We start from the raw sequence: 26,448 nt of genomic DNA on the forward strand, positions 1-26,448 counted from the left end.
AAAGAAAAGAAATTGCAACATTTTACCGTATAAATTAGATATTTTGATCCAGATAACCATTTTTTTCTAATCATTTAAGATTAGATAATACTTAAGCAAACGATAATATTTTTAACAAGAGAAAAGCAATTTTTTGCACTTTTCCTTAATACTATTTAACAAGCGGTAACCCTGTGTTTTTGAAATATTAAGCTCCTTAATAGTTTGATAAAAATTACGAGTCTTTAAAAAACTTTTAAAGAAAATTTTTTCGCTTTTTGTGAGTTCACCCGAAATGCTGGAGTAAAATTCAAATTTCAAAAAATTTATATCATCTTCTGAAAAGATTTTGATTTGCTCTATGTCGTTAAAGTTGACAGTAGGTCTAAGATTTCTTCTACGAATTTCATCGATAAGTTTTCTTTTCATTGTAGAAAAACAAAAACTATCAAAAGAAGAATTATCTATATCTCCAGCTTCCAAAATTAAAAAACTAACAAGGAGTCCCTCTAGTGCAAAACTAAAAAACTCATTATAAAGTTGTTTAGGAATATTAACTTTTCTCAAAGATTTAATAATAAGGTTATGTTTTTCTTTAACCAGTTTATTAAATCTAACCTCCTGCTCAAAAGAAAGTTCATAACTTTTCATAATTGATTCCCCTTTCTAAGTAGAAAGTTGCAATCTCTTCACTTATAAACCTGAAAAAACTCCCCTTTTGTAACAATTTCTATAATATTTATTTAACAAAATCTTCCAAAATATTTAATGAATCTTTTAACTCTTTTAAAATTTTTTTCTTACGACGGCTAATATTCATAGCATAAGTATTTTCTTCTTCCGCCACTTGTCTAAGTGATTTGTTTTCGAAAAATAGAGCTAAGATAATTCTCTTATCTCTATCGCTAAGTTTATTAAGTGCGTTATGAATTTCACAGGTCAATACCTTTTCTTCATAGACTTTGTAAGGAGAAAGTCTACTATCCCTAATCAAATTAATAGCTTCGGTGTCCTCAGTGTCATGGCTAGAAATATGTATGAGTTGATTTTCTATATCTAAATGAACTAGATAATTAAATCGGTTATCGATACTTTTAACAGCTTTATATATATCTTCATCAACAAAGATTTTTTCATTTTTTACATATAAATATTTACGAATCATTTTAAAACCTCCCTTAGTTACAAAGAAAAGTTTTTCAGCGGGGACTGCTAGGAGGCATAAAAGAAATTATATGCAAAATCACTAAAAAAAGCTAGGAAATAAATTCTATTTTATACTTAATAAAATATTGAGAATAGAGGATTTTTAATTTGTTGGAAAATTTTTATAATAACATTTATTTTAGATAAAAACTAAAAATTTGAAAAAATAAGAGAATATCATGCTATGTCAAAAAATTACATAAAAATAATGATTATCTTACTAAACAAATAGATAATTATCAGGTTAGTGAACTAGAAGAGTATATAAATATACCAGAAGATACCACTAATTAATATAAAAACAATGATATTTATGATATAATTAATATAATTTAAGTGGGAGGAGGATACCAATGAGAGAATTTAACAGAACAGTAGAAAAAGTGTTAGCATGGATTGCTAATATCTTCTTAATTATTATAACATCCGCAGTTAGTTATATTGCTTTTTCAGGCAAGCTAGGAGTGATTTCTAAAGATCCAGAATTTTTACGAAGAGTGAATGCAGCCATTTTGGAAAATGGTCAAGCAGGAGTTGTCAATGTCCAAGATGTAACTAGAGTGTTAGAAGTAGGATTCAGAGGTTACGCAATTTTTTATATCGTGTTTATGATAATGGCGTTAATTGCTAGCTTTACTATGAAGTCAAGAATAGTTTCAGGAGTAATGTTTTTGATAGTAGCAATAGCGGTAGGTGTTACATCGATAGGGATATTTGTACCAATTTATCTTTTACATTTTATCGTGGCGATAATGTTATTCGTTAGAAAAGAGCCAGTAACAATGGATGAAAATCCATATAGTAATGGTGGATATAATAGTACGAATGGAGGTTATAACCAAAATTCTTATGGGCAAGCTCAAAATCAAGAATTAAATTCTTATAACCAAAATGTTAACGGAACAAATTATCAAACGAATAACACAGAATCTAAAAAAGATGAACCAAGTATAGATAAAATAGAGTATCTATAGGTTTATAAAAAAAGATGAGATTAGTAATTTTTAAGTTTAAAACTTCAATAATTTTAAACAAAACTAGATTACTTCTCATCTTTTTATATTATTTAACTATATTCTCTTTTTTGATTTTATGAAAAACGTAATTTAATACTTGCTGGAATACCTTTGTAAATTTTTAGAGTTACAAAGAATAAAAATGTTACAAGAGTACCTTTTATCAAGTTAAACGGAATAATTCCAACGCTGATAATAGTTTTTATATTTTGTACAATATCTGATAAATTCATAATATATCCATAAGCAGGAAGAAGTACAAAATAATTAAGTAACGACATAAAAATAGTCATAGTTACCGTAGCGATAATACCACCTAGTATAATTTTTATAGGGCTTTTTTTGTAAAATAGAACTATTATACTAATAAAGATAAACTCAACAACAATATTGGCGATAGTTCCTGTAGGCTCATGAGAAATTAATACAAAATGTAGAAAGTTTTTTAAAATAGAAACTAACAACGCATTTTTATAATTCATAATGAGTAAAGCCATAAACAATGGAATAAACGTAAAATCAAATTTTAGAAATGGTGGCAAAAATGGCACAGCAAAACTAAAAAAAGATAGAAGTAGAGCAATAACTGAAAGCATTCCACTTAGTACAAGTGAATGAATATTTTTTTTATACATATTAAACCTCTTTCTATCTTCATAGGCAAAAAAATAACCGCATCTTTCGTTCATAATTAAAATAACTAAAAGTGGATAAAAATATCCAATTTGTTGTTTCTAACTTAGAACATAAAAAGCGGGACTAAAGGTAAGGTAGTATTCTGTTTTGAAAATAATAAAATTGACTTTTAAAAGTCTACACCTAACAAAAGGTACGAAAAAGAGAATACTCAAATTCCCAACAGAGTACGTACCTATATCTTCTACCATCCAGACTGTACTGTCGGTTTTGGAATTGCACCAAATCAGCTTACGCTCGCGGACTATAACCGCCGGTCGGGAATTTCACCCTGCCCCGAAGATAATTAAATTTTATAATTCCATTATAAACCCAAAAGAAAGAGTTGTAAATAAAAAAGATTTGTAACTTACTTTTAGATCAAAAATAAGTCATAAGAAAACCTACAGCTTTTGACCTCAGCGAATGTTTGTCTTTATGCTACAATAGTTTTATCGAAATTAAAAAAGAACTAGAAATTCTGACTTTGAATTTCTAGTTCTAAATTTATATTTTAGAATAACTTTTATGCAAGGTATGCTTTTAACATCCAAACGTTTTTTTCTAATTGAATTTTAACGCCAAGAGCGAAGTCAGATGTTCCTTGATCACCTTGTTCTTCAGAAACTTCCATAAGTTTAGAAAGATCATTAATTAAAAGTTCAAAATCATGGAAAACGCCTGCCACCATTTCTGATGTTGTTTCTTTTTCAGTAGCTTCTTTAATGGTAGCCAACTCTAAAACTCCCTTTAATGTAGAAACTGGACGACCGCCGATAGCTAATAATCTTTCAGCTGCTTCATCAAGAGTTTCAGTAGTGTAGTTGTAATAATTTTCAAATACTTCATGCAAAGTGTAGAAAGAACTTCCTTTTACATACCAGTGAAAACTGTGTAATTTTGTATAAAGAACTGTCAAATTTGCAACAAGTTTATTTAATTCTGTTTTATGTGTCATTTTAATTTTTCCTCCTTTATTATCTATAAATAAATTATAGCACCCAAAATAATCGAAGTAAAGAAAGTGTACTTTTGGGAACGAATGAGAATTGTTATCGCACTCTTAATGCTGTAGTATAAGCATTTTTCTAAAATAATAAGTTAGATGCTTTTGTCTGTTCCTCAAAACTCCATTAGTTGAAATAATAAAACAAAATTGATAGAATAAAAATGAAAAGAGGATTTAGTATGGCAAAAATTTGTATATTTTTAATTAATCTTTACAGAAAGTACATATCACCCAACACTAAACCACGCTGTAGATTTTCTCCGACATGTTCGAATTATGCGATTGAGAGTTATCAGAAATTTGGTTTTTTCTTGGGGACTTACCTAACTGTAAAAAGAATTTTTAAATGTCATCCTTTCTATAAAGGAGAATACTTTGATAATGTTCCATTATTTAAAGAAGACATATTTAAATTTAGAAAAAAGAAATAAAAATTAGTGAATCAAATTAGTTGAGTATATTTATAGATGTTAATTATAAAATTGCAAAGGCATTAGTTGAATCTTGTATTTTTGCTTGTGGCTATCAAAAAGAAAGGCTATTAGTTCCCAATTATTATTGGTTTGCGATGAATATCAATAACATAGCTTAAATAAGCTGATTCCGATATACTATCTTATAATTTTACTAGCTTTCAACCTAGAATTATATTAGAATAATGCAAAATAAATGACTAAATATTTCGCAAAGAAAATGCAGATCCAGCTGATTGTAAAATCAGTTGGGTTTTATATTTTTTAAAAACTAAATTGAAGTAATCTGATAGAAAATAAAAGCTGGTAGAGTAAGAAACTCTAACCAGCTTTTGGGCGAAATTGTAAATTGGATAAAAATATAGAAAATAGAATTGAGTTTCGCCGAGGTGATTAAACATAATTAAGTAGCCCAGCGACAATAACTATTCTACTAAAAACCCTATGTAATATTAAAAAGTATTTGTGAGGTAACTCCTCATTTATTATCCACAAATTCTAAACTGTAAAGTGTTATTTATCAATGCTGTTTCCTGCATCTAACCATGCGGCAATTCCGCCCGGGAATCTATAAACATTATTGTACCCAGCTTCTTTTGCTAGAACGGCACCAACATGACTTCGCTCACAAGCGACGAATCCACAGTAAATAACAATTTTTTTATCTTTATTATCTCCTAAAAGTTTTAAGAATGCCTCTTTTTCTTCAGGTTTTAAATCTTTCATTTCTTTTGGTAATCCAGCATTCACTGCACCTTTTATTTTTGTACTAGCAAAACGATCTGCGGGAATAGTGTTGATAAGAATCATATCCTCATTACTATCAATAGATTTTTTAAGTTCTTCTGCACCGATTAGTTTATAATTCCCCTCGTTTGTAGATTTAACCAACTTAATAGCTGCTTTTTCAACATTATTTTCTTTCCCGTCTTTAGCAGAACGATTAAGTCCATCTCCCTTGCTACATCCAGCTAATGAAGCCGAAAGTAAAATACTTGATAAAACAAGTGTAATTTTTTTTATCTTTTTCATATATAATTCCTCCTGGATTTTTTACAATTTAATTATAACATAATAAATAATAAAAATAAATAATATAGTACAAAAAAATATTTTAAAATAAGTTTATACAAATTTAGATTCAGGTTTAATAGAAAATTGTAACTATAAAGATTTTATGTAACTATAAAGGAAAATTATAAAATTAAACATATAAAAAAACTAAAAAAATATTTTAATTTAATAAATAAAAAAATGCTTGTAGTTTATGAGTTTTTTGCTATTGATTTTATAACAAAATAAACTGAAAACATCTAGAGAATAAAAAATATTTTTAGGGGAAAAATGGTACATGTGGGAGAAATTAAATTTAAAATACTACAACTAAAGTTTAAAAATAAAGTATAAAAAGATAAATAGTATATAACTAGAGAAACGGCTATCTTTAAGGTGGATATTTCAAACCTTTGAGAAGTGAGGTTTATATAATAGAATTTAACATACTCAATTAGATATTTTGAATTTGTAAGTAACTTGAATAAGAAATAATATCTTAAAATATGAAGTTATTATTTTAGAATTTTGAAGAGTTAGAAAAATAAAGTATATTTTAATCAAAATGTACTTTAAAATAGTTGAAAAAAATTGAAGAAAGATATATTATAAAGATTAACTAAAAATAACACTAATTAGCGATAGTAAAAGTCTCCAAACACTTTATGATATAACATAAAAAATGGAGATTAAAAATATAAAATCTGTGTAAAGGAGGAATAATTTTATGAAGAAGAGAATTATAGGTGCCATAACTTTAGTTGCTGCAATTGGAGGGGTAATTTATATGAAGAACAATCCGAAGTATAAAGAAATAGTCCAACTCGTAAAAAACGCAGATGCACGCGGTTTTTATGAAAAATTTATCTTAGAAAAAGATAAGTTTGCATTTACGGCAAAGGCGAAGATAAAAGATTATAAAATAGATTATGAAAGTATAAAAACTGTTGGGGAGAAAGTTTTTGCTAGATTAATTGTCAACAATGATGAAAAATTAAATATAGATACTTTAATGGAAAATGACAAAGATCAGAAAATCGAAGAGGTTAAACATTCCAAAGAATTGGACGACTTACTAGAAGAAAAAAACTAAAGGTTTAATATTTTTTACTAAGTTCTTAGTCATTTTCGAAGTAAAAACTGACTTCAATATAAAAATAGACAACACTAGATTGAATTGAGTGTCATCTAGTGTTTTTATTTTTTGCATTAGAAACGATCTTTTTGGTAATTTAATTTTACTAAATGAGAGATATACATACTGCTTTAATGTAGATGAGTTATTATAGAGATTAGACGTATAGAAGAAAAAATTTATTTTACACTTTGGAGATAAAAATAATCTTCATTATGAATAAAAATTTAGGTGAAAATGTTTTTATAACGAAATTTTGTTCAAATAATGAAAAAATTTATTATTATCTTTGATTATAAAGTGTTTTTAGTGTATAATTGTATAGATAAAGTATTTTTAAGGTTGATGAGATGATTGAAATAATAGTGAATTCAAATAATAAAAATTCTGTAAAAAAATTGAAAGAATTAGAACAAGCGTTAAAGGAAAAAGATATAAAGTACGAAGTCCTGCAAACAACCGGTACTGTCAATGCGACAAGATTGATGGACGAAGTTTCTTCCGATGAGATAATTGTAATTGGAGGAGATGGAACTATGAATGAGGTTATTAATAACTATCATGGAGAGAAGATTTTATACATAGCACGTGGTTCTGGAAATGATTTAGGTAGATCATTAAATCTTAAAAAAAATACTTCGGAAATAATAGAATTGATCAATTCGCAAGGCAATACAGAGGAATATGATGCAGCATGTGTTAACGATAGAAAATTCTGCACGGGATTGGATATCGGATTTAATGCTGACATAATAGAACGTGTAAAAAAAACAAAACTAAAGAAATACTTTAGAAAAAATATTTACTTGCTTTGCGGACTTGCAAGCATTTTTAATTTGAAAAAGTATTATGCAAAAATAGAATATGATAATAAAGTATTAGAAAGTAGAAAGTTATACTTGTTAAATGTTATGGTTCAACCATATGAAGGTGGCGGTGTTAAGTTTTCTAATACTGCAAGTGGAAAAGATGGTTTGCTTCATATTATGGTAATGGAGGAAATGGGTTTTTTTAAGTTTGTTTATAACTATTTATGTCTACTTCTAAAAAAGCATAATAAATTAAAAGGTGTTAAATTTATTACGACAAATAAATTATCCGTAACTACCAACCAAAAATACTATCAAATAGATGGTGAGTTAGTAGATTATAAAGATAAATTAGAAATAAAATGTTTAGAAAAATTTTATAAAATAAAAAGATAATATTAATAAAGAAAGAGATGAGGTAATGAGTAGGAGATCACGAAAAGAAAGTGATGAACTTTCCAAAAAGGTTAGTGGTTTTGAGATTTTTAATGGTGTTTTAGCTGCACTTCTTGTTGTAGTTGGAAGTGTAGTTGGTTGGACGATGCTCAAATATGATTTTCTAAATTTTAGAGGGATAAATTATATTTTAATAGTGGTAATAATTCTAGCGATAATAGTTTCACTAGCTTTAGTTGTTAAAAAGAAAGCTAAAACATTTAATAGCGTATTTTTAGTGATAATAAATATAGTGCTTATTTTTACATATTTGCAATTTAGAACAGCGATTAGGTTATTTGATAATTTGAATAGTACGGCAGCAGTTAATGAGTATACTATGAGTGTTGTAGTTTTGAAAGACGATACAGCGAATAAACTAAATGATTTGAATGGTACAGAGGTAGCTGCTCCTGTATCTGCTGACGGCGAAAATATAAATAAACTTATGAAAAATATAAGAGATAATGAAAAGAGTACACTTAATTTAGTTGAGGCTAAAAGCTATATAAGTGCTTATGAAAGTTTAAAAGATGGCAAAACACGTGCTATGATTTTAAACAGCTCTTATGAAAGTTTCGTAACAAGTCAGTATGCAGATTTTAACGAAAAAACGAAAAAAATCTATGAGTTCAAAATTACTAAAGAAGTAACTAGTAAAGCAAAAACTAATGCAGGCAATAGCTTTAATGTCTACATAAGTGGAATAGATACTTACGGCCCGATTTCGTCAGTATCACGTTCGGATGTTAATATTATAATGACCGTTAATAAAAATACAGGAAAAATATTATTAACCACAACACCAAGGGATTCCTATGTAAGAATCGCTGACGGTGGAAATAATCAATATGACAAGTTAACTCACGCAGGTATATACGGAGTAGATTCTTCTATTCATACATTAGAAAACTTATACACAACGAAAATAGACTATTATGCACGACTTAACTTCACTTCATTCCTGAAACTAATAGATATTATTGGTGGAATAGATGTGTACAACGATCAAAGTTTTGTATCACATATAGGTGGTTATAAATTTGAACCAGGTCTTGTTCATCTAGATTCAGAACGTGCCTTAGCCTTTGTAAGAGAACGCTATGGACTTACTGGTGGAGATAATGATCGTGGTAAAAATCAAGAAAAAGTAATAACAGCTATTATAAAAAAATTATCTTCAAAAGAAGGATTAGCAAATTATAATACTATTATTTCAGAACTTACACAATCAATTCAAACTAATATGCCGCTTGAGACTGCAATGGGACTTGCCAATGAACAGCTAAGTGCCGGGAAAGACTATTCAGTAACCTCACAAGCACTAACAGGAACAGGCAGAATGGATCTTCCTTCTTATGCAATGCCAGAAGCAAGATTATACATGACACAGATAAATCAACAAAGTTTAACAGAAGTTACAGAAAATATAAAAAATGTACTGGAAGGAAAATAGATGAAAGAAGGAATAAGGATGATAGACATCCACTCGCATATTATTTTTGGAGTGGATGATGGCGCACACGATGAAAAAGAAACTGAAGATCTCTTAAGAGAAAGTTTTTCACAAGGAGTAAGAACAATAATAGCTACTCCACACAGAAGACGTGGGATGTTTGAGACGGATATAGAAATAATAAAAGAAAACTTCTCACGAGTAGAAAAAATCGCAAAAGGTATATCAGAAGATTTAAATATCTATTTAGGAAGTGAGATTTTTTATAGAGAAGGTGAGCTAGCTAATATAGAAAGTAGAAAATATCCTACCTTGGCGGAAACTGAATATATATTGGTTGAATTTTCTTATGGAATAAGTTATAAGGAAATATACAGAGTATTGAATGGTATAGTGCTATTGGGACTTACTCCAGTGGTTGCTCATGTCGAAAGATACTCAAACCTTGATGAACAAAAAGTTCAAGAGTTGATAAATATGGGAAGCTATATCCAAGTGAATGCAGCGAGCGTTTTAAAAACAAAATTAATAGGCGATAAGCATAAACACTATAAAAAACGTGCCAAAAAATATTTAGATGCTGAATTAGTGCATTTTATCGCAAGTGATATGCATAATATGACTACTAGAAAGCCATATATGAAAGAAGCGTACGAAATAATAGAAAAAAAATACGGAACGACGATAGCTTATGAGTTGTTCGAAAAGAACCAAGAGAGATTATTAATGAATAAAATTATATAAGGAATAGAGAGGAAAAACTTAAAAACATGGATAATCAAGAAAAAGATTTTATACAAATAGATATAATGCTACTTCTTCGTAGACTTTGGGAGAAGAAAATTATAATTGCATTGATAACACTAATGTTTACAGCAGTATCATTAGCATATAGCTTATTTATTGCAACACCGAAATATGCAAGTACAACAAAAGTATATGTAGTAAATCAAAAAAAAGGTGATCAAGCTATAACAACCCAAGACGTTCAACTAGGAACACTTCTTGTAAAAGACTACAAAGAAATTATTCTTTCTAACAAAGTGATGAACGATGTAGCAGAAAAAAATAATTTGGCTATATCATCAAAAGCATTGGCATCAAAAATAAGTGTTGATGCACCTAAAGATACTCGTATAATTTCGATAACAGTAACTGATAAAGATCCACAAGTGGCTAGTACACTAGCAAACGCTGTAAGAGAAGTATCAGCAAACCAAATAAAAGAAGTAACGAAAATAGATGATGTTACAACATTAGAAGAAGCTAAAGCAGCTACAACACCAAGCTCACCAAATATTTTTAGAAATGGAGTATTAGCGACAGTTCTAGGATTTATTTTGGCAGTAGCGGGAGTTGTTTTATTAGAACTTTTAGACGATAGAATAAAACGTCCTGAAGATCTTGAAGAGGGTATGAATTTAGTACTTTTAGGAGTAATTCCTAGCACAGATACAAAAAAATAGGAGAAAAAAATGGCTGAAATAAGTTTATTAGGTAATAAAAAAATAGTTAACCCAGCAAATAAAGAATATTACAATGCACTTAGAACAAATATTCAATTTTTGGGAAAAGATATAAAAGTAATAGCACTAACATCAACTACTGAAAACGAAGGGAAGAGTACAGTATCAACAAACCTTGCGATTTCATTAGCGAATTTAGGATTAAGAACGATTTTAATAGATGCAGATACAAGAAAATCTGTAATGGCAGGAAGATTTAAGTTTAAAGATAAAATAAACGGATTGACTAACTACCTTTCAGGAGTATCACCAATAGAAGAAGTAATCTACGAGACTGATGTAGAAAATCTTAATATTATTCCGGCAGGGCAAGTACCCCCAAATCCTACAGGACTTTTGCAAAACAAAAACTTTAATGTAATGATAGATGTTTTTAAGGAATATTATGACTATGTAATTATAGATACACCTCCTATCGGAGCGGTAATAGATGCAGCGATTATCGCTAAAAAATGTGACGGCTTTATCACTGTAGTAGAAGCAAACAAAATTAAGAAAAAAGTTTTAGAAAAATCTAAAGAGCAGCTTGAAAAAGCAGGTTCTAGATTCCTAGGAACCATCTTAAATAAAGTCGATAGAAAAGAAATGGGTTACGGTGGTTATGGTAACTACGGTGGCTACGGAAATTATGGAAAGAACATGAAGTAGATAGGGGGAGAAGATGGAAAAAAATATATTAGAAGAAAAGTATCAAAGCATACAAGCAAGAGACTTCTATTTGTTCTTCAAAAGAACAAGTGATATTGTGATATCACTATTAGGGATAATAGTTTTAATACCCATAACTATTATCCTTATTGTCTTGTTTAGTTTTGGTAAAAATAAAGGAAAATTATTTTTTTACCAAGAAAGAATAGGAAAGAATGGAAAGAAATTTAAAATTATAAAATTTAGATCAATGGTAGAAAATGCCGAAGAAATACTAAGAGCAGATAAAGAATTATATGAAAAATATGTAAAGAATAGTTATAAACTACTTCCAGAAGAAGATCCAAGAATGACAAAACTGGGGAGTTTTTTAAGAAAAACTAGCATAGATGAACTGCCACAATTTGTCAATATACTAAAAGGTGAGATGAGTTTTATAGGTCCACGACCAGTCGTAGAAGAAGAATTAAAAGAATATGGTAGTAAAGTAGATAAATTTTTATCGATTAAACCTGGAGCGACAGGTTGGTGGCAAGTAAAAGGGAGAAGCAGTATAAAATATCCAGAAAGATGTGATTTGGAATTATATTATGTGGATAATTGTTCTATAAAATTAGATGTAAAAATATTCTTTATGGAAATAAAAAGAATGTTTACAAGAGATTCAGCATATTAAAATAAAAAAGCCTATGTTTTAAGCGGTAAACTAAAAAACATAGACCTTAATTAAGAATAAGTATATAATAACATAAAATTAAGAAAAAAGAAAGAGAGAAAAGGTAGATTGAAACATAATTTCAAAATATTAGCAGCTTCACATAAAAGTTTTTCTGCCCCTAAAGATTCGATTTACCTTCCTATACAAGTCGGAGCAGAAGGGAAAGAATCTATTGGGTACATACAGGATAATACAGGAGATAATATATCAAAATTAAATCCATATTTCTGTGAATTGACAGGTATTTACTGGGCGTGGAAAAATCTAGATTCAGAGTATATAGGTTTAGATCACTACAGAAGATATTTTAGTAATCGTCATGTGAAATATAAAAACGGGATGGATATAAATAAATATGTTTTATCAAGAGAAGATGTCAAGTTTTATTTAGAACAGGCAGATATATTAGTTCCTAAGAAAAGAAAGTATTATATAGAAACTTTGTATAGTCATTATTCAAACACGTTTGATGGAAAACATTTAGATAACACTAGGCTGATAATTGAAGAAGTTTATCCAGAATATCTATCGTCATTTGATAAAGTTATGAAACAAAGAAGTGGATATATGTTTAATATGTTTATTATGAAAAAAGAATATTTAGATGAATACTGTAGTTGGTTGTTTGATATTCTTTTTAGGTTACAAAAAATAGTAGATGTTACTGAATTGACACCATTTGAAGCAAGGTTATTTGGTAGAGTGAGTGAACTTTTATTTAATGTGTGGTTAGAACAAAAAGGTTATAAAACCAATGAAGTGCCTTATCTTAATGCTTTTGAAGTTAATTGGCTAAAAAAAGGTAGTGCTTTTCTAAGAGCAAAATTTTTAAAGAAAAAATATAAAGAAAGTTTTTAAGTTAAAAAACATACGATATGGAGTATAAAAATATATGAGTGATATAGAGATTATACAAAAAAAGATTTTAAATATATTAAAAGTTTTCATAGAAATATGTGAGGAAGAAGATTTAACTTATTATGCTTTAGGAGGAACATTACTAGGAGCGGTCAGACATAAGGGTTTTATTCCGTGGGATGATGATATAGATATAGGTATGCCCAGAGAAGACTATGAGAAGTTTAAAAATATTGCTACGGAAAAAATTTTTGGGAGATACTTATATTTAAGCGAAGATACTTTAGGTTATAAAAAAGCATTTTCTGTGATAAGGGATACTTCCACAAAGATAATTATGAATTATAGTAATGTTGAACAGGAAGAGAGTCTGTGGATAGATATATTTCCAATAGATGGTTTGCCAGAAAAAGGATTGAAGCGTGCTATTCATGAGAAGAGGTACTTATATAGAAGAATGATGGTTCAATTATCTGAGTTTAACACTATAGTTAATCAAAATAAAAAAGAAAGACCGTGGTATGAAAAATTTGTTATTAAGACAGCGGATATGTTAAACTTAGAAAGATTGATTTCATTTGAAAAAGCACAAAGCAAGTATATAGCTGCTATAAAAAGGTATAGTATAGATGAGGGATATGCTGGGAATTATACAGGTGCATATAAGTTAAGGGAATTAGTACCGAGTTTTTATTTTGGACAACCAGTATTTTTAGATTTTGAGAATATTAAGTTAAGTTGTCCATCTAAATATAGAGAATATTTAATGGCTATATATGGAGAAGATTATATGAAATTACCTCCAGAAGAGAATAGAGTGCCTCATCAATATAAAATTATTAGTTTAGGAGAATAATGGTTTAGTTATCAGCTTATTGTGGTTGACGTTTGAAAAAATGATATATAATTTAATGTAAAGGAATATATTTATAGGTATGAGAAAAATATGTTTAGTAAAATGGAGCCTAAATACCACTGGAGGTGGAGAGAAAGTTGCCATATCATTAGCAAATGAATTGTCAAAAACTTATCATGTACATTTAGTTGGTGGTATAACTAAAAAAGAAGATATATTTTATAATCTAAATAAAAAGATTAGATATTATAATTTATTTGATGAAAAAATAAAACTTTCTATTAATCTATATAAAGTGATAAGAAAGATGAAAGCGTATTTTATAAAAAATGATATAGATTTAGTCTTTGGAATAGGAACAAGTTCAAATGTAATATTATCGTTGAGTACGCTAGGAATAAAAACAAAGGCAGTGTTATGTGATCATACAAATTTAATGGGTGATAATAATTCAAAATCACAAAAAGTTCAAAGATACATAGGTTCTAAGCTGGCTGATAAAATAATAACATTAACAAACCAAGATAGAGAACAGTATATTAAAAAATATAAACTTCTCAATTCCAAAGTAAATTACATTTATAATTGGATAGAGCAGACTAATTTACAAAGTATTAAATATAATTCAGATTCAAAAAAACTTATTACAGTAGGCAGATTTGATAATCAAAAAGGCTATGACTTTTTGGGAAAAGTAGCTACTCAGGTATTATCAAAATATCCAGGCTGGCAGTGGGATATTTATGGCATAGGAGAAGAAAGTATTAAAAATAAACTTGTGCAAGAATTAGAAAAAAATAATGTTTTATCACAAGTTAACTTTATGGGGACAGTAAAGGGTACAGAAAATATATATCCAAACCATGCCATTTATGTTATGACTTCACGTTATGAGGGACTACCACTGGTGTTATTAGAAGCTAAACAATATGGATTGCCTATAGTAAGTTTTAAATGTCCAACAGGTCCTTCAGAAATAGTTTTAGATAAAGAAAATGGCTATTTAATAGATAATTATGATGTAGATAAAATGAGTGAGAAAATAATAAAACTTATAGAAAATAAAGAGCTAAGAGAGAGTTTTTCTAACAATTCGATGAAAGATACTGAAAAATTTGATAAAGATAAAATATTAAAACAATGGATTGATTTAATAGAGGAATTAGTAGGAGAAAATAAATAATGGAAAAATTATTAACTATAGTAGTGCCTACGTATAATATAGAAAAATATATAGATAGGTGTATTGAGTCTTTTAAAAATGTTGATGAGACCCTATACAAACTATTTGAAATATTAGTAATAAATGATGGTAGTCAGGATAATTCAGTAAAAGTTGTTGAAAATTTAATATTGGATAGTGATTTAGATGTAATCATAATAAATAAAGAAAATGGTGGTCATGGTTCAACAATAAATAGAGGAATAAAAGAAGCTAAAGGAAAATATTTTAAAGTTATTGATGGTGATGATTGGGTAGATACTAAAAATTTTGAGGAATTTTTACATAGATTACAAGAAATAGATGTAGATATGGTTATAACAGATTATACAGAACAACATTTATATAGTAATAAGGTTGTTCATATAAATTTTTTGGAAGAACTTTCAAAAGATAAAGTAACGAATAAATTGCCACAAAGACGTATTCCAATGCATTCCCTTACTTATAAAACCAATGTATTAAGGAATAATAGTATATATTTAAGTGAAAATTCTTTTTATGTGGATATTCAATATACATTATTTCCTTTAGAACATACAGGTAATTATGTTTATTGGAATCTAGATATTTATCAATACTTTTTGGGAAGACCAGATCAAAGTATGAACATAAGTGTGATGAAGAAAAATGCTAATCATCATGATAAAGTAACAAAAACGATTTTAGATTTTTATCATAAGATTTATAAAAGAGACGAATTAAAAATAATAGTTAGTGATACACTAAAATATTTAATTAATAAACAATGTTTATTGTTTTTGATGAATGGATGCAAGAGTAAAGTGTATGAATTGTTCAAGTATGCTGACAATAAAAAATATAAATATACGTATAATAAAGCTGAAAAAACAACAGGATTATTGTATTTCAATTATAAAACAAAAGGTATTTTTAGTTTTATTATAACCCAATTAGTAAATAACAAGGTAAAAAAATTAGGAGAAGAAAATGTTAATTAGTGTAGTAGTACCTGTCTATAATGTTGAAAATTATTTACATTATGCAATGGAAAGTTTACTAAGACAAACATATAAAGATTTTGAAGTCATATTGGTTGATGATGGATCAACAGATGGTTCTGGGAAATTATGTGATGAGTATACTTTAAAGTATGAGAATTTTTTTGTTTATCATAAAGAAAATGGAGGCTTATCTGATGCAAGGAACTTTGGTGTGGAGAAAAGTAGAGGAGAATTTATTACTTTTTTAGACCCAGATGATTATTTAGAAAGTTATGCACTTGAATTTATGGTAAATATTCAGAAAAAATACAATGTTGATATAGTTACTACAGAGATTAAACCAACAGATAAATATAATGAGTATAGTAAGCGCAATCAATTAGAGAGTGATTATAAAAAAGTCATTGTATTATCCAATAAAAAAGCGTTGATTGAGATGTTTTATGATAAGAAAGCTACAGTTTCGGCATGTGGTAAATTATATAAAAGAGAAATAGTATTAAATGAAAGATTTCCAAGTGGAAAGATTTATGAGGATCTTTATATAATTTCGACTCACCTAAAAGATACTGTTGATATCTGTGTAAGTGAATTAAAAGTGTACAACTATTATAAAAGACAAGGAAGCATAGTAAATTCTACTTTCACATCAAAGCAATACGATTTTTTTGAAGCTATAGAAAATAATAGAAATGTTATAAGAGAGAATTATGGAAATGATATTTCAATAATACGTGCATTGAATGCTAAGTTAGCAATGGGGGCGTTTCGAATATCGAACTCAGCAGCAAAAAATGATATGAAAGATGTATTAAATATAAGAAATATTATAGCAAAATACTATGCTGATATTTTATTAAATAAAAGAGTAAGCTTGAAATTTAAATTAAAATATATATTTTTTATAATATCCCCTAAAGGGTATTATAAATTGAAGAATATTGTAAGTAATTAGGGAAGGAGATGAAAACCGTGTTACTATTAATTATATATTGTGTGATGTTTATGTTTTTTCCTATAATAATGGCACCAATATCTATAGGATTGATGTTATTACAAAAAAAATATGTTAAGATATATTTACTGTTTTTTGTAGTAGGGATATCGTTATTAGCACTAAGATATATACCTTATCCAACAGATGATGGGGCATATCATTACCAAGCAGCATATTATTTTTCCATGTATAATAATTTTATAGATTGGATTAAAGATATGATAGACGGTAGTTTTTTATTAAGATATGATTATCAAAATTATCCATTGTTTGCATTTATTTTATATATATATAGTGGAACAGGGATGTATTCATTAGTGAGTTTTACTGTTTGCGTTTTAGTTTATTTTTTAATGTTGTATACGGTTGTGGATGTGTTTTTGAAGAATAAATTCCCTAAGTTATTATTTATTTTATCATTTTTAGCAGTATTTGTCTCAATAAACTATAGAGCTTCAACAAGTGGTATGAGATATATGTTGGTAATGTCTATACTTGTATATTTGTTTTACAAGGATAACAATAGAGGTTTTAAAAATGACATTTTTTTACTATTATACCTAATTCCTCTATTAATTCATCCTGCAAGTTTGCTTTATATCTTAATAAGAGTATCGTATATTTTTCTAAAAAAAATAACAGTAGTAAACAGTTTTGGACTAATGATAACTCCCATTATTGTGATAAATGTATTACCTGATGTCTTAGAAAAAGTGGGTAGTAAATATGGAAAAATGATAATAAATAAATTAGATATATATCAATCTAATGATGAATATGCAGAATATTTTCATCTATCTCATTATTTAGCTATGTATATGACATTATTCTTAGGTATTGCATACATAATTTTTTATTTAAATAATATATACAAGAGAAAAAATAATAAGTACACATACTTCCAAACCCTTACCTATTATATCGCTATACTTAATATACCACTGATATTATATCAAAATTTATCATATAGAAATTTATTTATTTTGCTCCCAATGCTTATATTGGCAACTGTAATGTATCTATCTTTAAAGGAGAAAGTCAATATGTTACAATATTTAATGGTTGTAATACTCTATGGTTTAATAATAGTACTTGGGATTATTCATAATAAAAATTTTTTAGATTTTATTAGCTTATTAGATTATTCAAAGTCAGATATTCTAATAAAAAATATTTGGAATTATTTTAGTGAATTACCGGTGTATAGATAATTAAATTAGAAAGAATGGATAGCAGTATGAATAAGAGAATAGTAGAATATGACATTTTGAAAATTATTGCGATAATTTTAGTGGTGCTAAGTCATAGTACATACTACCAGATTGTTAGTAGCTATGGTGGAGTGGATTATCAGACCTATATAGCTAGTGATAGTGCGGAAAAGACATATAAGATTTTTGATAAAGTTCGAGAGATATTATATTATTTTCATATGCCGATGTTTATGGCGATTTCTGGAACATTTTTTTACATACAAGTAAAAAATAAGAGATGGTGTAATTTTAATCAATTTCTTAGTAATAAATTTAAACGCTTGTTAATACCATATATAGCATTTACTTTGTTTTATACAATCCCCTTGAAATATATATCAGATTATTTTAATAATATTAGTATCGCGAGAGGAATAGTAGGCCAATTATTTTTATTGGGTAATTCACATTTGTGGTATTTGTATACTCTATTTGTTATATTTTTAATATCATTTTACATTTTAAAACTAGAAATGAAAGTATATATATTTGTAATATTATATATTGTACACTTGTTGGGATATTACATAAAAATAACAATTGTAGGTGCTCCTTTACAATTTTTATTTTGGTTCTCTTTAGGATTTTTATTTGAATCTAAAAGAGAGTATTATAATAAATTTATAAAAAACAATAGATTATACGACTTAATAATAGTGATGTTATTTCTTGTATTAATACTTATAAATTTTTATATAAAAAATAATAGTTATTTTGTTAGCAGAATAGTAGTTGATGTTCTAGCGGTATTGGGGTCTTTAATTTGTTATAATTTTTCTTATAATATATCTATTTTGCATAAAAAAATATTAAATAATGTACTTTTCAAAAATATATTAATAAATGGATTAGGAATATATATTTTTTCAGATACATTGAATTATTTAATTTTAAAATTAGCTTACTTATTAGATAATAATTTTATGTTTACGAGTACAGGAATTATAATTATTGTTATTTCTAGATTTTTTATGACATTTTTAATGTCGTTATTAATAACGAAACTATTTAAAAAACTATTTAAAAAGTATAATTGGATGGTAAATTAGGAGATAAAACTATGAAGAAGCATGCATATTTGATAATAGCACACAATAAGATAGAACAGCTGAAATTTTTAATTTCACTACTAGATTATGAAAAGCATGATATATTTATTTTATTTGATAAAAAATCTAATATTTTAAAGCAATCGAAAGAAGATATAATGGCTAGTGTAAAATATTCTAAAATTTTATTTACCAAAGAGATTCCTATTTATTGGGGTGATTATTCGCAAATAGAAGCAGAATTAGAACTATTTAAAGCGGCTAAAATAAATGAGGATTATGAATTTTATCACCTTTTATCAGGAGTAGATTTACCGCTAGATACAGCAGAAAATATTTATAATTTTTTTGAAGAAAATAAAGAAAAGAATTTTATTAATATATCACCGAAAGAAATTTTTGAAAGAGCGAAAGCACACCATAGAATAAAATATTATTACTATTTTACTAAGATAATAAATAGACGAGAAATTGATAATAAATTTATTAAGAAATTATTTTCGCTTTATAGAAAGATAGAAAAATTTATTCAAAAAATTTTAAGAGTAGATAGATTGAAAAAAGATACTATAATAGTAAAATATGGCTCTAATTGGTGTTCTATAAACAAAAAAGCTGTCAATTCTCTATTGAGTAATGAGGACTTTATAAGTAAAACTTTTAAGTGTTCTTGGTTAGCAGATGAGCTATTTATCCCAACAACTCTAGGAAGAGTGGGAGAATTAAATGATTTATATTTATATAATTCTAGTGACGATTTTCAAGGAAATCTTAGATATATAAATTGATGGGATGGTACTCCATATACATGGACAGATTCGGATAAAGATATTGAACAGTTAAAATATGGTAAGAAAAATGGACATCTGTTTTCTAGAAAATTTGATTTAGATAAATATCCGAAAATGAGAGAGAAAATATTAGATATAATAAATTCCAAGAATAATTTCTAAAATTTATATCAAAGAAAGGATTTTAGTATGTACGATTATTTAGTAGTAGGAGCGGGATTGTCTGGAGCGATTTTTGCTTACGAAGCGAAGAAAAAAGGTAAAAAGGTAAAAGTGATTGATAAAAGAAACCATATTGGTGGGAATATTTATTGCGAAAATATTGAAGGAATAAACGTTCATAAATATGGTGCTCATATTTTCCATACTTCAAACAAAGAAGTATGGGATTATGTAAATCAGTTCGTTGAATTTAATAATTATATTAATTCTCCAGTGGCAAATTATAAAGGAAAACTGTACAACCTTCCTTTTAATATGAATACTTTTTATGCACTTTGGGGTACAAAAACACCCAAAGAAGTAAAAGAAAAAATAGCTGAACAAACGGCACATTTGCAAAATATAGAACCTAAAAATTTAGAAGAACAGGCTATTAAATTAATAGGTACGGATGTATATGAAACTTTAATAAAAGGATATACTGAAAAACAATGGGGTAGGAGTGCAACTGAGTTACCACCGTTTATTATAAAACGTCTGCCAGTGAGATTCACTTTTGATAATAATTATTTTAATGATAGACATCAGGGTATTCCAATAGGGGGATATAATGTTATTATCGAAAATATGCTAAAAGATGTAGAAGTAGAACTGAATGTAGATTTCTTCGAAAATAGGAAAGAGCTAGAAAGCTCGGCCAAGAAAGTAGTATTTACAGGGATGATTGATCAGTATTTTGACTACAAGCATGGAGAACTGGAGTATAGAAGTCTTCGTTTTGAACATGAGATTTTGGATGAGGAGAATTTCCAAGGAAATGCTGTTGTGAATTATACAGAGCGTGAAGTACCTTACACTCGTATTATCGAGCATAAGCATTTTGAATATGGTATGCAAGCAAAAACTGTAATAACGAGAGAATATTCGGCGAGTTGGCAACGAGGAGATGAACCTTACTACCCAATCAATGATGAAAAAAATACAGCAATTTATAAAAAATATTTAGAAGATGCTGAAAAACACGATAATGTTATTTTCTGTGGTCGTTTGGCTGATTATAAATATTATGATATGCATGTAGTCATCGAAAGAGCACTAAGCGTTGTAAGAGAAGAGTTAGAAAAATAAATCTGGAATATCAATTCTAGATTTATTTTCTTTTATACTTGTATAAAAAATGATTTTAGTTTAAAATTAAAGTGAATATGGATAATAAAGGAGGTATAAAAATGAAATATGAAAAATTTATTGATAAAGAAATAAAAAAAGTGTTTGAAAATAAAAAGATAGATTTTTCTAATTTTGAATTAGACGAAAATACTCCTAAGGTGGATGTAAAAGAATTTATAGCTAACTACACTAATTTAGAAATAAAAGAAGTCCCAATGAATCGCAAATCTGGGGAGTTTAATGCAGTTAATAAAGAAATTATTATTAATAGTTTAGAAAACGACAAACGACAACGTTTTAGTATGGCACATGAATTAGGACATGCGTTATTAGATCATGGTAGTGCTAATAGACATCATGATAGAAAGTTATATGGTTATGACTTAGATAAGCTACATAACGAAATGGTAGCTAATAGATTTGCGGCGAAATTTTTGATGCCGGAGAAATTATTGTATTATGCGAAGGATTTTGTTCTTAAAGGTTTAGATTTAGCATCTTCTGAGTTAACAGAATCACTAAAAGGTGTAATATCAGCTAGAATGGCAGAATTATTAGAAGTATCTCTGATTTCTATGGAATATAGATTAGAAAATATAAATTTTAACTGGGAAAAAAACTATGAATAGTTTGGAAACGATTCAGTATTATAAAGATTTAAAAGAATTTGTAGAGAAAAATAATATATTTAACGATACTAAAATTACTATAAGATTTTTGAAACTTGATGAATTAGATACAGAAAAGTATAAAGTAATTGGTGTAAGCACAGATAATAGTTCTACTGATCAAGAATTAAAGAGCAAAGTAGTAGCACTAAATGAGGAATTAGGTAAGCGAGCGAGCTATAATATGTTTTATTTATTGAAGGAGCTTATTACTTATTTAAGTGGGAAGGAAAACAATGTAAATAAATATTCTGAGCCATACACATATTATCGAGGTCAAAGTTGTAACTGGAAGACAGTGCCTTCTCTTTTGAGAAATATAAGTAATGAAGATAGTAAAAAGTTTTATTACGAAGATTTTGAAAATATTTACTCAAAGATAAGTAAGGAGTTTCCGGAGGAAATAGAATATGTTGATCTAAATAGTAATAGGGAGAAGAGAGCGGAGCAGCTATCAATATTACAGCATTATGAATTGAAAACAAATCTTATAGATATTACAGAAAATCCGTTTATAGCGATGTTATTTATGGTAGAGAGTAGTATTTTTGATAAACCGCAGATTGAGCTGTACAGAATAAATCCAGATAATCCTTTCTTTCAAGACGGAGTTAAATTTCCTAATAACAAAAGGATAAAGGTTCAAAAGGGAGCTTTTATTAATTACGAGAGATTGTTTGATCATTATAAAAATGGAAAATTTAATATAGAAGAAACGCAAAAAATAGATAGAATTATTATTTCCATGGAATTTGATTTTAATGCTAGCATAGAAATATTAGAAAATTATAAAAAACTAGCGAAGGAATATCCAGAAGAAGGATTTCAACTACCTGAAGAAGAGTATGAAAAATCAATAGAAAAGTATGAGAAATTCTTAAAAGGAGAAGAGGAGGAAAAAATTAGTCGTTTATATAGAGAAGTAATCTCGGATATAAAGCAAAAACTAAAAGAGTACAACTACCACTACGAAGAATTATTCCCTGATTTATCCGATTATATAAAAAATATTTCAAAACGTTATAGATAGAAAATCTGAATTAGAGTTTAGCTTTCTAATTTGGATTTTCTTTGTTTGTTGTATTTTACATAAGGGATATGCTAGCTAATTTTTTAAAGGATTATATTGGAGATATAAATAAGTGATAATTTGTGAATTAATATAATTATTTTATTTCTAGAAATTAGGTAGTTTTTTTGATAAAATAATAGTTGGATGTAAAGAGAATAAAGTTATTATAAAATTAGCTTAGAAAAAGAGTTATAGGTTAATTTTAGAACTAATATTAGGAGTTAAAACTAGTGAAAGTAATAAAAAATTATTTATATAATCTCTCGTATCAGTTGTTAAATATTATATTACCTATAATAACTGTACCTTATGTAACGAGGGTGTTTACCAGTGAAGATTTGGGGAATTATGGATTCTACAATTCAATAGTTAGTTATTTTATTTTATTGGCGAATCTGGGGATTAATATTTATGGAACAAAAAAGATAGCTGCTTCAAAAGATACTAATGGCACTTTTTGGAATATTTATATTATTCAAGTAGCAACGAGTATATTTTCTATCATATTATATTTTTCTGCATTTGGGATAGTTCCTACTATGAAAAATACGATAGCCTATATTTTGATAATAAGTCTTTTTTCAAGAATGATTGATATATCTTGGCTATTTACAGGTAAAGAAGATTTTAAGAAAATAACTTTGCGTAATGCGGCGGTAAAATTAGTAGGAGTAGTCAGTATTTTTGCTTTTATAAAAAATGAAAATCAGTTGTATTTATATGTATTTTTATTAGTTATATTTGAGTTCTTAGGACAAGTAGTGATGTGGTTGCCAGCGAGAAAATTTTTATCAAAACCGCAATTTGATATTGAAAAAATAAAGAGAAATATAAAACCGACGACAATGTTATTTTTACCTCAGGTAGCGGTATCTCTTTATGTAGTTTTAGATAGGACATTACTTGGGGTATTCGGGAGTTATTCTGATGTAGGGATTTACGATCAAGGGCAAAAATTAGTGAGTATATTATTAACGGTGGTGAGTTCGTTAGGTGCGGTAATGTTACCTAGAGTGTCGAATTTACTGTCTGAGAAGAAGGAGAAAGAGGCGATGAATATGCTGAAATTTTCTTTTTTGATGTACAATCTTATTATTTTTCCTATGATATTTGGGATGTTGGCAATAAATGAGATTTTTGTAAATTTTTTCTTAGGTCAAAATTTCCAAGATGTAAAGTATGTTCTCTACATAATAGTTTTTAATTGTCTATTTATAGGATGGACTAATATACTAGGATATCAAGTTTTGGTAGTAAGGGATAAAAATAAAGAATTTATGCTGTCAACGACTTTACCTGCTGGTGTGAGTGTTCTATTGAATATTGTTCTTATTCCATCTTTTGGTTATAAAGGGGCGACAGTAACTGCGGTAATAGTGGAATTTTTGGTTTTAGCAATTCAGTGGTATTTTAGTCGAAATATGATTGATAGAAAAGTGGTATTTAATTTTAATTTATTAAAAATAATAATTTCTGCGGGGATTATGTTTGCGGTAATTGAAGTTTTAAAAATGGCGACACATTTAACAGGTGTATTTGGACTTGCTCTTTATGTAATAGTAGGGGGCGGAGTGTATTTGTTATTAATTTTGATTTTTAAAGTAGCAAATTTAAAAGAGATTAAAGAGTTGTTGAAATAAAACATTATATTTTTGACGCAATAAATAATAGAAGTTTTGTAAATATTATATATAAATAAAAAACGAACTGATTTTATAGAGGTAAAAGCTCTATAAAATCAGTTCGTTTTTTGTTTAATTTGATTATTTTTGAAGTAGGGAAATTAGGAAAGTTGGTTATCCTATCTTTGGATTGGATATGAAGAAATACTTCCCCCTTCTACTAACATCATATTGACAAAATCATCTGATAATTTATAAATTTTAGGTTTTTTCTTAATTATTTCTATTTTGTCTAGATTCTCATTTAAGTATTTATTTAATGTTTTTGGCGAAATTTCAAGTGTTTGGGCGATTTCGTTATGGGTAATAAGGTTATCTTTGGCGCTAAATAGATAACTTTGAGCTAGTAGAAATAGTATATTTTTAAGATTAATATCGGTAATATTTTTTGCTAGATATAAAGAAATAATATTAAGTTTTTCTATATTCTCTGTAAGGAATTTTAAAATATTTTGTTGTCCTTGCTCTAGTATTTCTAGGTTTTCTCCTATAAAGAAAGTCATCTCTCCTTTATTAAGTGGATGTGATGCATTAATAAATGTTTTATAGTATTTATTTTTGTTTCTGTTTATACTATAAGAAAGTGTGATTGCTGTGTATTTGTCTACTTTTTGAGAGAGTATATTTGCTAATAGAAATCTTCCGACCCTGCCATTACCATCATAAAATGGATGAATATATTCAAAGAAATAATGACCTATTAAGGCTGTATATAATGTAGGCAGATTAGAGTTTTCAAAAAAGTGTATTAAATTTTCCAATGCGTGATTGATTTCTTGTTCAGAGGTAACTCCTCTGTGAATAATTTTATCTCCAGCAAAGACATTTACACTTTTTTTCCTAAAAAGATCTCCGTCTAATTTATTTTCTTCAGAAATTTCCTCACTAACCAGCATATCATATATTTTTCTAAAATCTTTTATATCAGAAATATCTTTACACTCTCCAATATGAAAGTAAAGTTTAACTAATCCCAAAAATCTTTTAATATTGTTAGGGGAGTCTTGATTTTTAGTTTGCATAAGAATTTCGGATAGCTCTCTTTTAGAACTTTTAATACTTTCTATAGAATTTGTACTTTGAAGTTCATTTATTAATAGTAGATTAAGAAATTTTTCACGAGCAATATCAGGAAGCAAGCTTTGTTGTTCTACGATATTTTTACTATTACTAAGTATTTTTTCAGTAATATTTACTAAATTAATGGTATTAAGAACGAATAGAGGAACTACTTCTTTTGTTTTTTCCCCTTTGATAATAGGAGTTATATTAAGATTAGTAATAAAAGAAGAAGGAGAGTTTATTCTCATTTTGTATTCGGACTCTGCGTCTAGATTCATATGGAATATTTTTTCTAATGGATAATATTTAGCCAAAAAGATCACCAACTTTATACATTTTTCTTTAATTATATCATATTCAAAATGGAAAAAACAGCGAAAAATTCCATTTTGGAATAAAAAAGGGATTCAAAAAGGAAAAAATAGCAAAAATTTCCATTTTGAAATAAAAATAGGATTCAAAAAAGAAAAAATAGCAAAAATTTCCGTTTTGAAATAGAAAAA

Annotated in this window: 27 protein-coding genes and 1 riboswitch; of the genes, 21 read left to right on the forward strand and 6 right to left on the reverse strand. The window is 27.5% G+C overall.

Annotation, left to right across the window (positions count from 1 at the left end; all coding sequences use genetic code 11):
* Positions 1-111 precede the first annotated feature (111 nt).
* Together H612_RS0108495 and H612_RS0108500 are read right to left on the reverse strand one after the other, a co-directional pair.
* Positions 112-630 (reverse strand): sigma-70 RNA polymerase sigma factor region 4 domain-containing protein, encoded by a 519-nt coding sequence (locus H612_RS0108495; RefSeq protein ID WP_035500552.1) that lies wholly within the window; start codon positions 628-630, stop codon positions 112-114.
* Positions 631-718: 88 nt separating this feature from the next.
* Positions 719-1,144, reverse strand: a complete 426-nt coding sequence (locus H612_RS0108500) for a sigma-70 family RNA polymerase sigma factor (protein WP_027131044.1) — start codon at positions 1,142-1,144, stop codon at positions 719-721.
* 394 nt (positions 1,145-1,538) lie between these two features.
* Between H612_RS0108500 and H612_RS09445 the strand changes: the two genes are divergently transcribed.
* The gene (locus H612_RS09445; RefSeq protein WP_084167266.1) at positions 1,539-2,159 is read left to right on the forward strand and encodes a DUF4064 domain-containing protein; all 621 of its coding nucleotides are present in this window, start codon (positions 1,539-1,541) and stop codon (positions 2,157-2,159) included.
* A gap of 116 nt (positions 2,160-2,275) precedes the next feature.
* On the opposite strand, the gene H612_RS0108510 is transcribed toward H612_RS09445, so the two are convergent.
* Together H612_RS0108510 and H612_RS0108515 are read right to left on the reverse strand one after the other, a co-directional pair.
* Positions 2,276-2,836, reverse strand: a complete 561-nt coding sequence (locus H612_RS0108510) for an ECF transporter S component (protein ID WP_027131045.1) — start codon at positions 2,834-2,836, stop codon at positions 2,276-2,278.
* A gap of 236 nt (positions 2,837-3,072) precedes the next feature.
* Positions 3,073-3,185: riboswitch (FMN riboswitch) on the reverse strand.
* A 217-nt stretch (positions 3,186-3,402) separates the two neighbouring features.
* A complete protein-coding gene (locus H612_RS0108515; RefSeq protein ID WP_027131046.1) occupies positions 3,403-3,834 on the reverse strand; it encodes a Dps family protein in 432 nt (143 codons plus the stop codon).
* Positions 3,835-4,064: 230 nt separating this feature from the next.
* Between H612_RS0108515 and yidD the strand changes: the two genes are divergently transcribed.
* On the forward strand, positions 4,065-4,316 hold the full coding sequence (gene yidD / locus H612_RS09450) for a membrane protein insertion efficiency factor YidD (protein WP_051210211.1): 252 nt from the start codon (positions 4,065-4,067) through the stop codon (positions 4,314-4,316).
* Positions 4,317-4,871: 555 nt separating this feature from the next.
* Here yidD and H612_RS0108525 read toward each other — a convergent pair.
* Entirely contained in the window at positions 4,872-5,390 is a 519-nt protein-coding gene (locus tag H612_RS0108525; RefSeq protein ID WP_027131047.1) for a rhodanese-like domain-containing protein, read from the reverse strand.
* A 748-nt stretch (positions 5,391-6,138) separates the two neighbouring features.
* On the opposite strand from H612_RS0108525, the gene H612_RS0108530 reads away from it, so the two are divergent.
* From H612_RS0108530 to H612_RS0108620, 19 genes are all read left to right on the forward strand, one after another.
* The gene (locus H612_RS0108530) at positions 6,139-6,504 is read left to right on the forward strand and encodes a DUF1310 family protein (protein WP_027131048.1); all 366 of its coding nucleotides are present in this window, start codon (positions 6,139-6,141) and stop codon (positions 6,502-6,504) included.
* Positions 6,505-6,896: 392 nt separating this feature from the next.
* The gene (locus tag H612_RS0108535) at positions 6,897-7,751 is read left to right on the forward strand and encodes a diacylglycerol/lipid kinase family protein (protein WP_027131049.1); all 855 of its coding nucleotides are present in this window, start codon (positions 6,897-6,899) and stop codon (positions 7,749-7,751) included.
* Between the two features lie 25 nt (positions 7,752-7,776).
* Positions 7,777-9,246: an LCP family glycopolymer transferase CpsA gene (cpsA, locus tag H612_RS0108540; RefSeq protein WP_027131050.1), complete on the forward strand. Its 1,470-nt coding sequence runs from the start codon at positions 7,777-7,779 to the stop codon at positions 9,244-9,246.
* Complete coding sequence (locus H612_RS0108545) at positions 9,247-9,990, forward strand: CpsB/CapC family capsule biosynthesis tyrosine phosphatase (protein ID WP_245570473.1); 744 nt, start codon at positions 9,247-9,249, stop codon at positions 9,988-9,990.
* Positions 9,991-10,016: 26 nt separating this feature from the next.
* The gene (locus tag H612_RS0108550; RefSeq protein ID WP_027131052.1) at positions 10,017-10,712 is read left to right on the forward strand and encodes a Wzz/FepE/Etk N-terminal domain-containing protein; all 696 of its coding nucleotides are present in this window, start codon (positions 10,017-10,019) and stop codon (positions 10,710-10,712) included.
* Positions 10,713-10,721: 9 nt separating this feature from the next.
* The gene (locus H612_RS0108555) at positions 10,722-11,420 is read left to right on the forward strand and encodes a polysaccharide biosynthesis tyrosine autokinase (RefSeq protein ID WP_027131053.1); all 699 of its coding nucleotides are present in this window, start codon (positions 10,722-10,724) and stop codon (positions 11,418-11,420) included.
* Positions 11,421-11,433: 13 nt separating this feature from the next.
* Positions 11,434-12,096: a sugar transferase gene (locus H612_RS0108560; protein ID WP_027131054.1), complete on the forward strand. Its 663-nt coding sequence runs from the start codon at positions 11,434-11,436 to the stop codon at positions 12,094-12,096.
* 108 nt (positions 12,097-12,204) lie between these two features.
* On the forward strand, positions 12,205-12,996 hold the full coding sequence (locus H612_RS0108565; protein WP_035500554.1) for a DUF4422 domain-containing protein: 792 nt from the start codon (positions 12,205-12,207) through the stop codon (positions 12,994-12,996).
* Between the two features lie 34 nt (positions 12,997-13,030).
* Complete coding sequence (locus H612_RS0108570; RefSeq protein WP_027131056.1) at positions 13,031-13,852, forward strand: LicD family protein; 822 nt, start codon at positions 13,031-13,033, stop codon at positions 13,850-13,852.
* A gap of 79 nt (positions 13,853-13,931) precedes the next feature.
* Positions 13,932-15,035 carry a glycosyltransferase family 4 protein gene (locus H612_RS0108575; protein WP_027131057.1) on the forward strand — a complete coding sequence of 368 codons (1,104 nt, stop codon included), beginning with the start codon at positions 13,932-13,934 and terminating at the stop codon, positions 15,033-15,035.
* Positions 15,035-16,036, forward strand: a complete 1,002-nt coding sequence (locus H612_RS09455; protein ID WP_211223611.1) for a glycosyltransferase family 2 protein — start codon at positions 15,035-15,037, stop codon at positions 16,034-16,036. Before H612_RS0108575 ends, H612_RS09455 begins: the two co-directional genes overlap by 1 nt.
* A complete protein-coding gene (locus H612_RS0108585; protein ID WP_027131059.1) occupies positions 16,026-16,994 on the forward strand; it encodes a glycosyltransferase family 2 protein in 969 nt (322 codons plus the stop codon). The genes H612_RS09455 and H612_RS0108585 overlap by 11 nt, the downstream gene beginning before the upstream one ends.
* 17 nt (positions 16,995-17,011) lie before the next feature.
* Positions 17,012-18,247, forward strand: a complete 1,236-nt coding sequence (locus H612_RS0108590) for a hypothetical protein (protein WP_027131060.1) — start codon at positions 17,012-17,014, stop codon at positions 18,245-18,247.
* A gap of 26 nt (positions 18,248-18,273) precedes the next feature.
* Positions 18,274-19,338, forward strand: a complete 1,065-nt coding sequence (locus tag H612_RS0108595; protein ID WP_035500557.1) for an acyltransferase family protein — start codon at positions 18,274-18,276, stop codon at positions 19,336-19,338.
* Positions 19,339-19,349: 11 nt separating this feature from the next.
* Complete coding sequence (locus H612_RS09460) at positions 19,350-20,126, forward strand: beta-1,6-N-acetylglucosaminyltransferase (RefSeq protein WP_245570474.1); 777 nt, start codon at positions 19,350-19,352, stop codon at positions 20,124-20,126.
* Between the two features lie 192 nt (positions 20,127-20,318).
* Entirely contained in the window at positions 20,319-21,419 is a 1,101-nt protein-coding gene (gene glf / locus H612_RS0108605) for a UDP-galactopyranose mutase (RefSeq protein ID WP_027131062.1), read from the forward strand.
* Positions 21,420-21,520: 101 nt separating this feature from the next.
* Complete coding sequence (locus H612_RS09645) at positions 21,521-22,090, forward strand: ImmA/IrrE family metallo-endopeptidase (RefSeq protein WP_027131063.1); 570 nt, start codon at positions 21,521-21,523, stop codon at positions 22,088-22,090.
* On the forward strand, positions 22,083-23,159 hold the full coding sequence (locus H612_RS09650) for an FRG domain-containing protein (protein ID WP_027131064.1): 1,077 nt from the start codon (positions 22,083-22,085) through the stop codon (positions 23,157-23,159). Before H612_RS09645 ends, H612_RS09650 begins: the two co-directional genes overlap by 8 nt.
* A 272-nt stretch (positions 23,160-23,431) precedes the next feature.
* On the forward strand, positions 23,432-24,841 hold the full coding sequence (locus H612_RS0108620; protein ID WP_027131065.1) for a flippase: 1,410 nt from the start codon (positions 23,432-23,434) through the stop codon (positions 24,839-24,841).
* Positions 24,842-25,002: 161 nt separating this feature from the next.
* Here H612_RS0108620 and H612_RS09475 read toward each other — a convergent pair whose 3' ends face one another.
* Positions 25,003-26,193, reverse strand: coding sequence for a Fic family protein (locus H612_RS09475; RefSeq protein WP_245570475.1), 1,191 nt, complete (start codon positions 26,191-26,193; stop codon positions 25,003-25,005).
* Between the last annotated feature and the right edge of the window lie 255 nt (positions 26,194-26,448).

The organism is Gemella cuniculi DSM 15828, from assembly GCF_000425665.1.
Taxonomy (GTDB): domain Bacteria; phylum Bacillota; class Bacilli; order Staphylococcales; family Gemellaceae; genus Gemella; species Gemella cuniculi.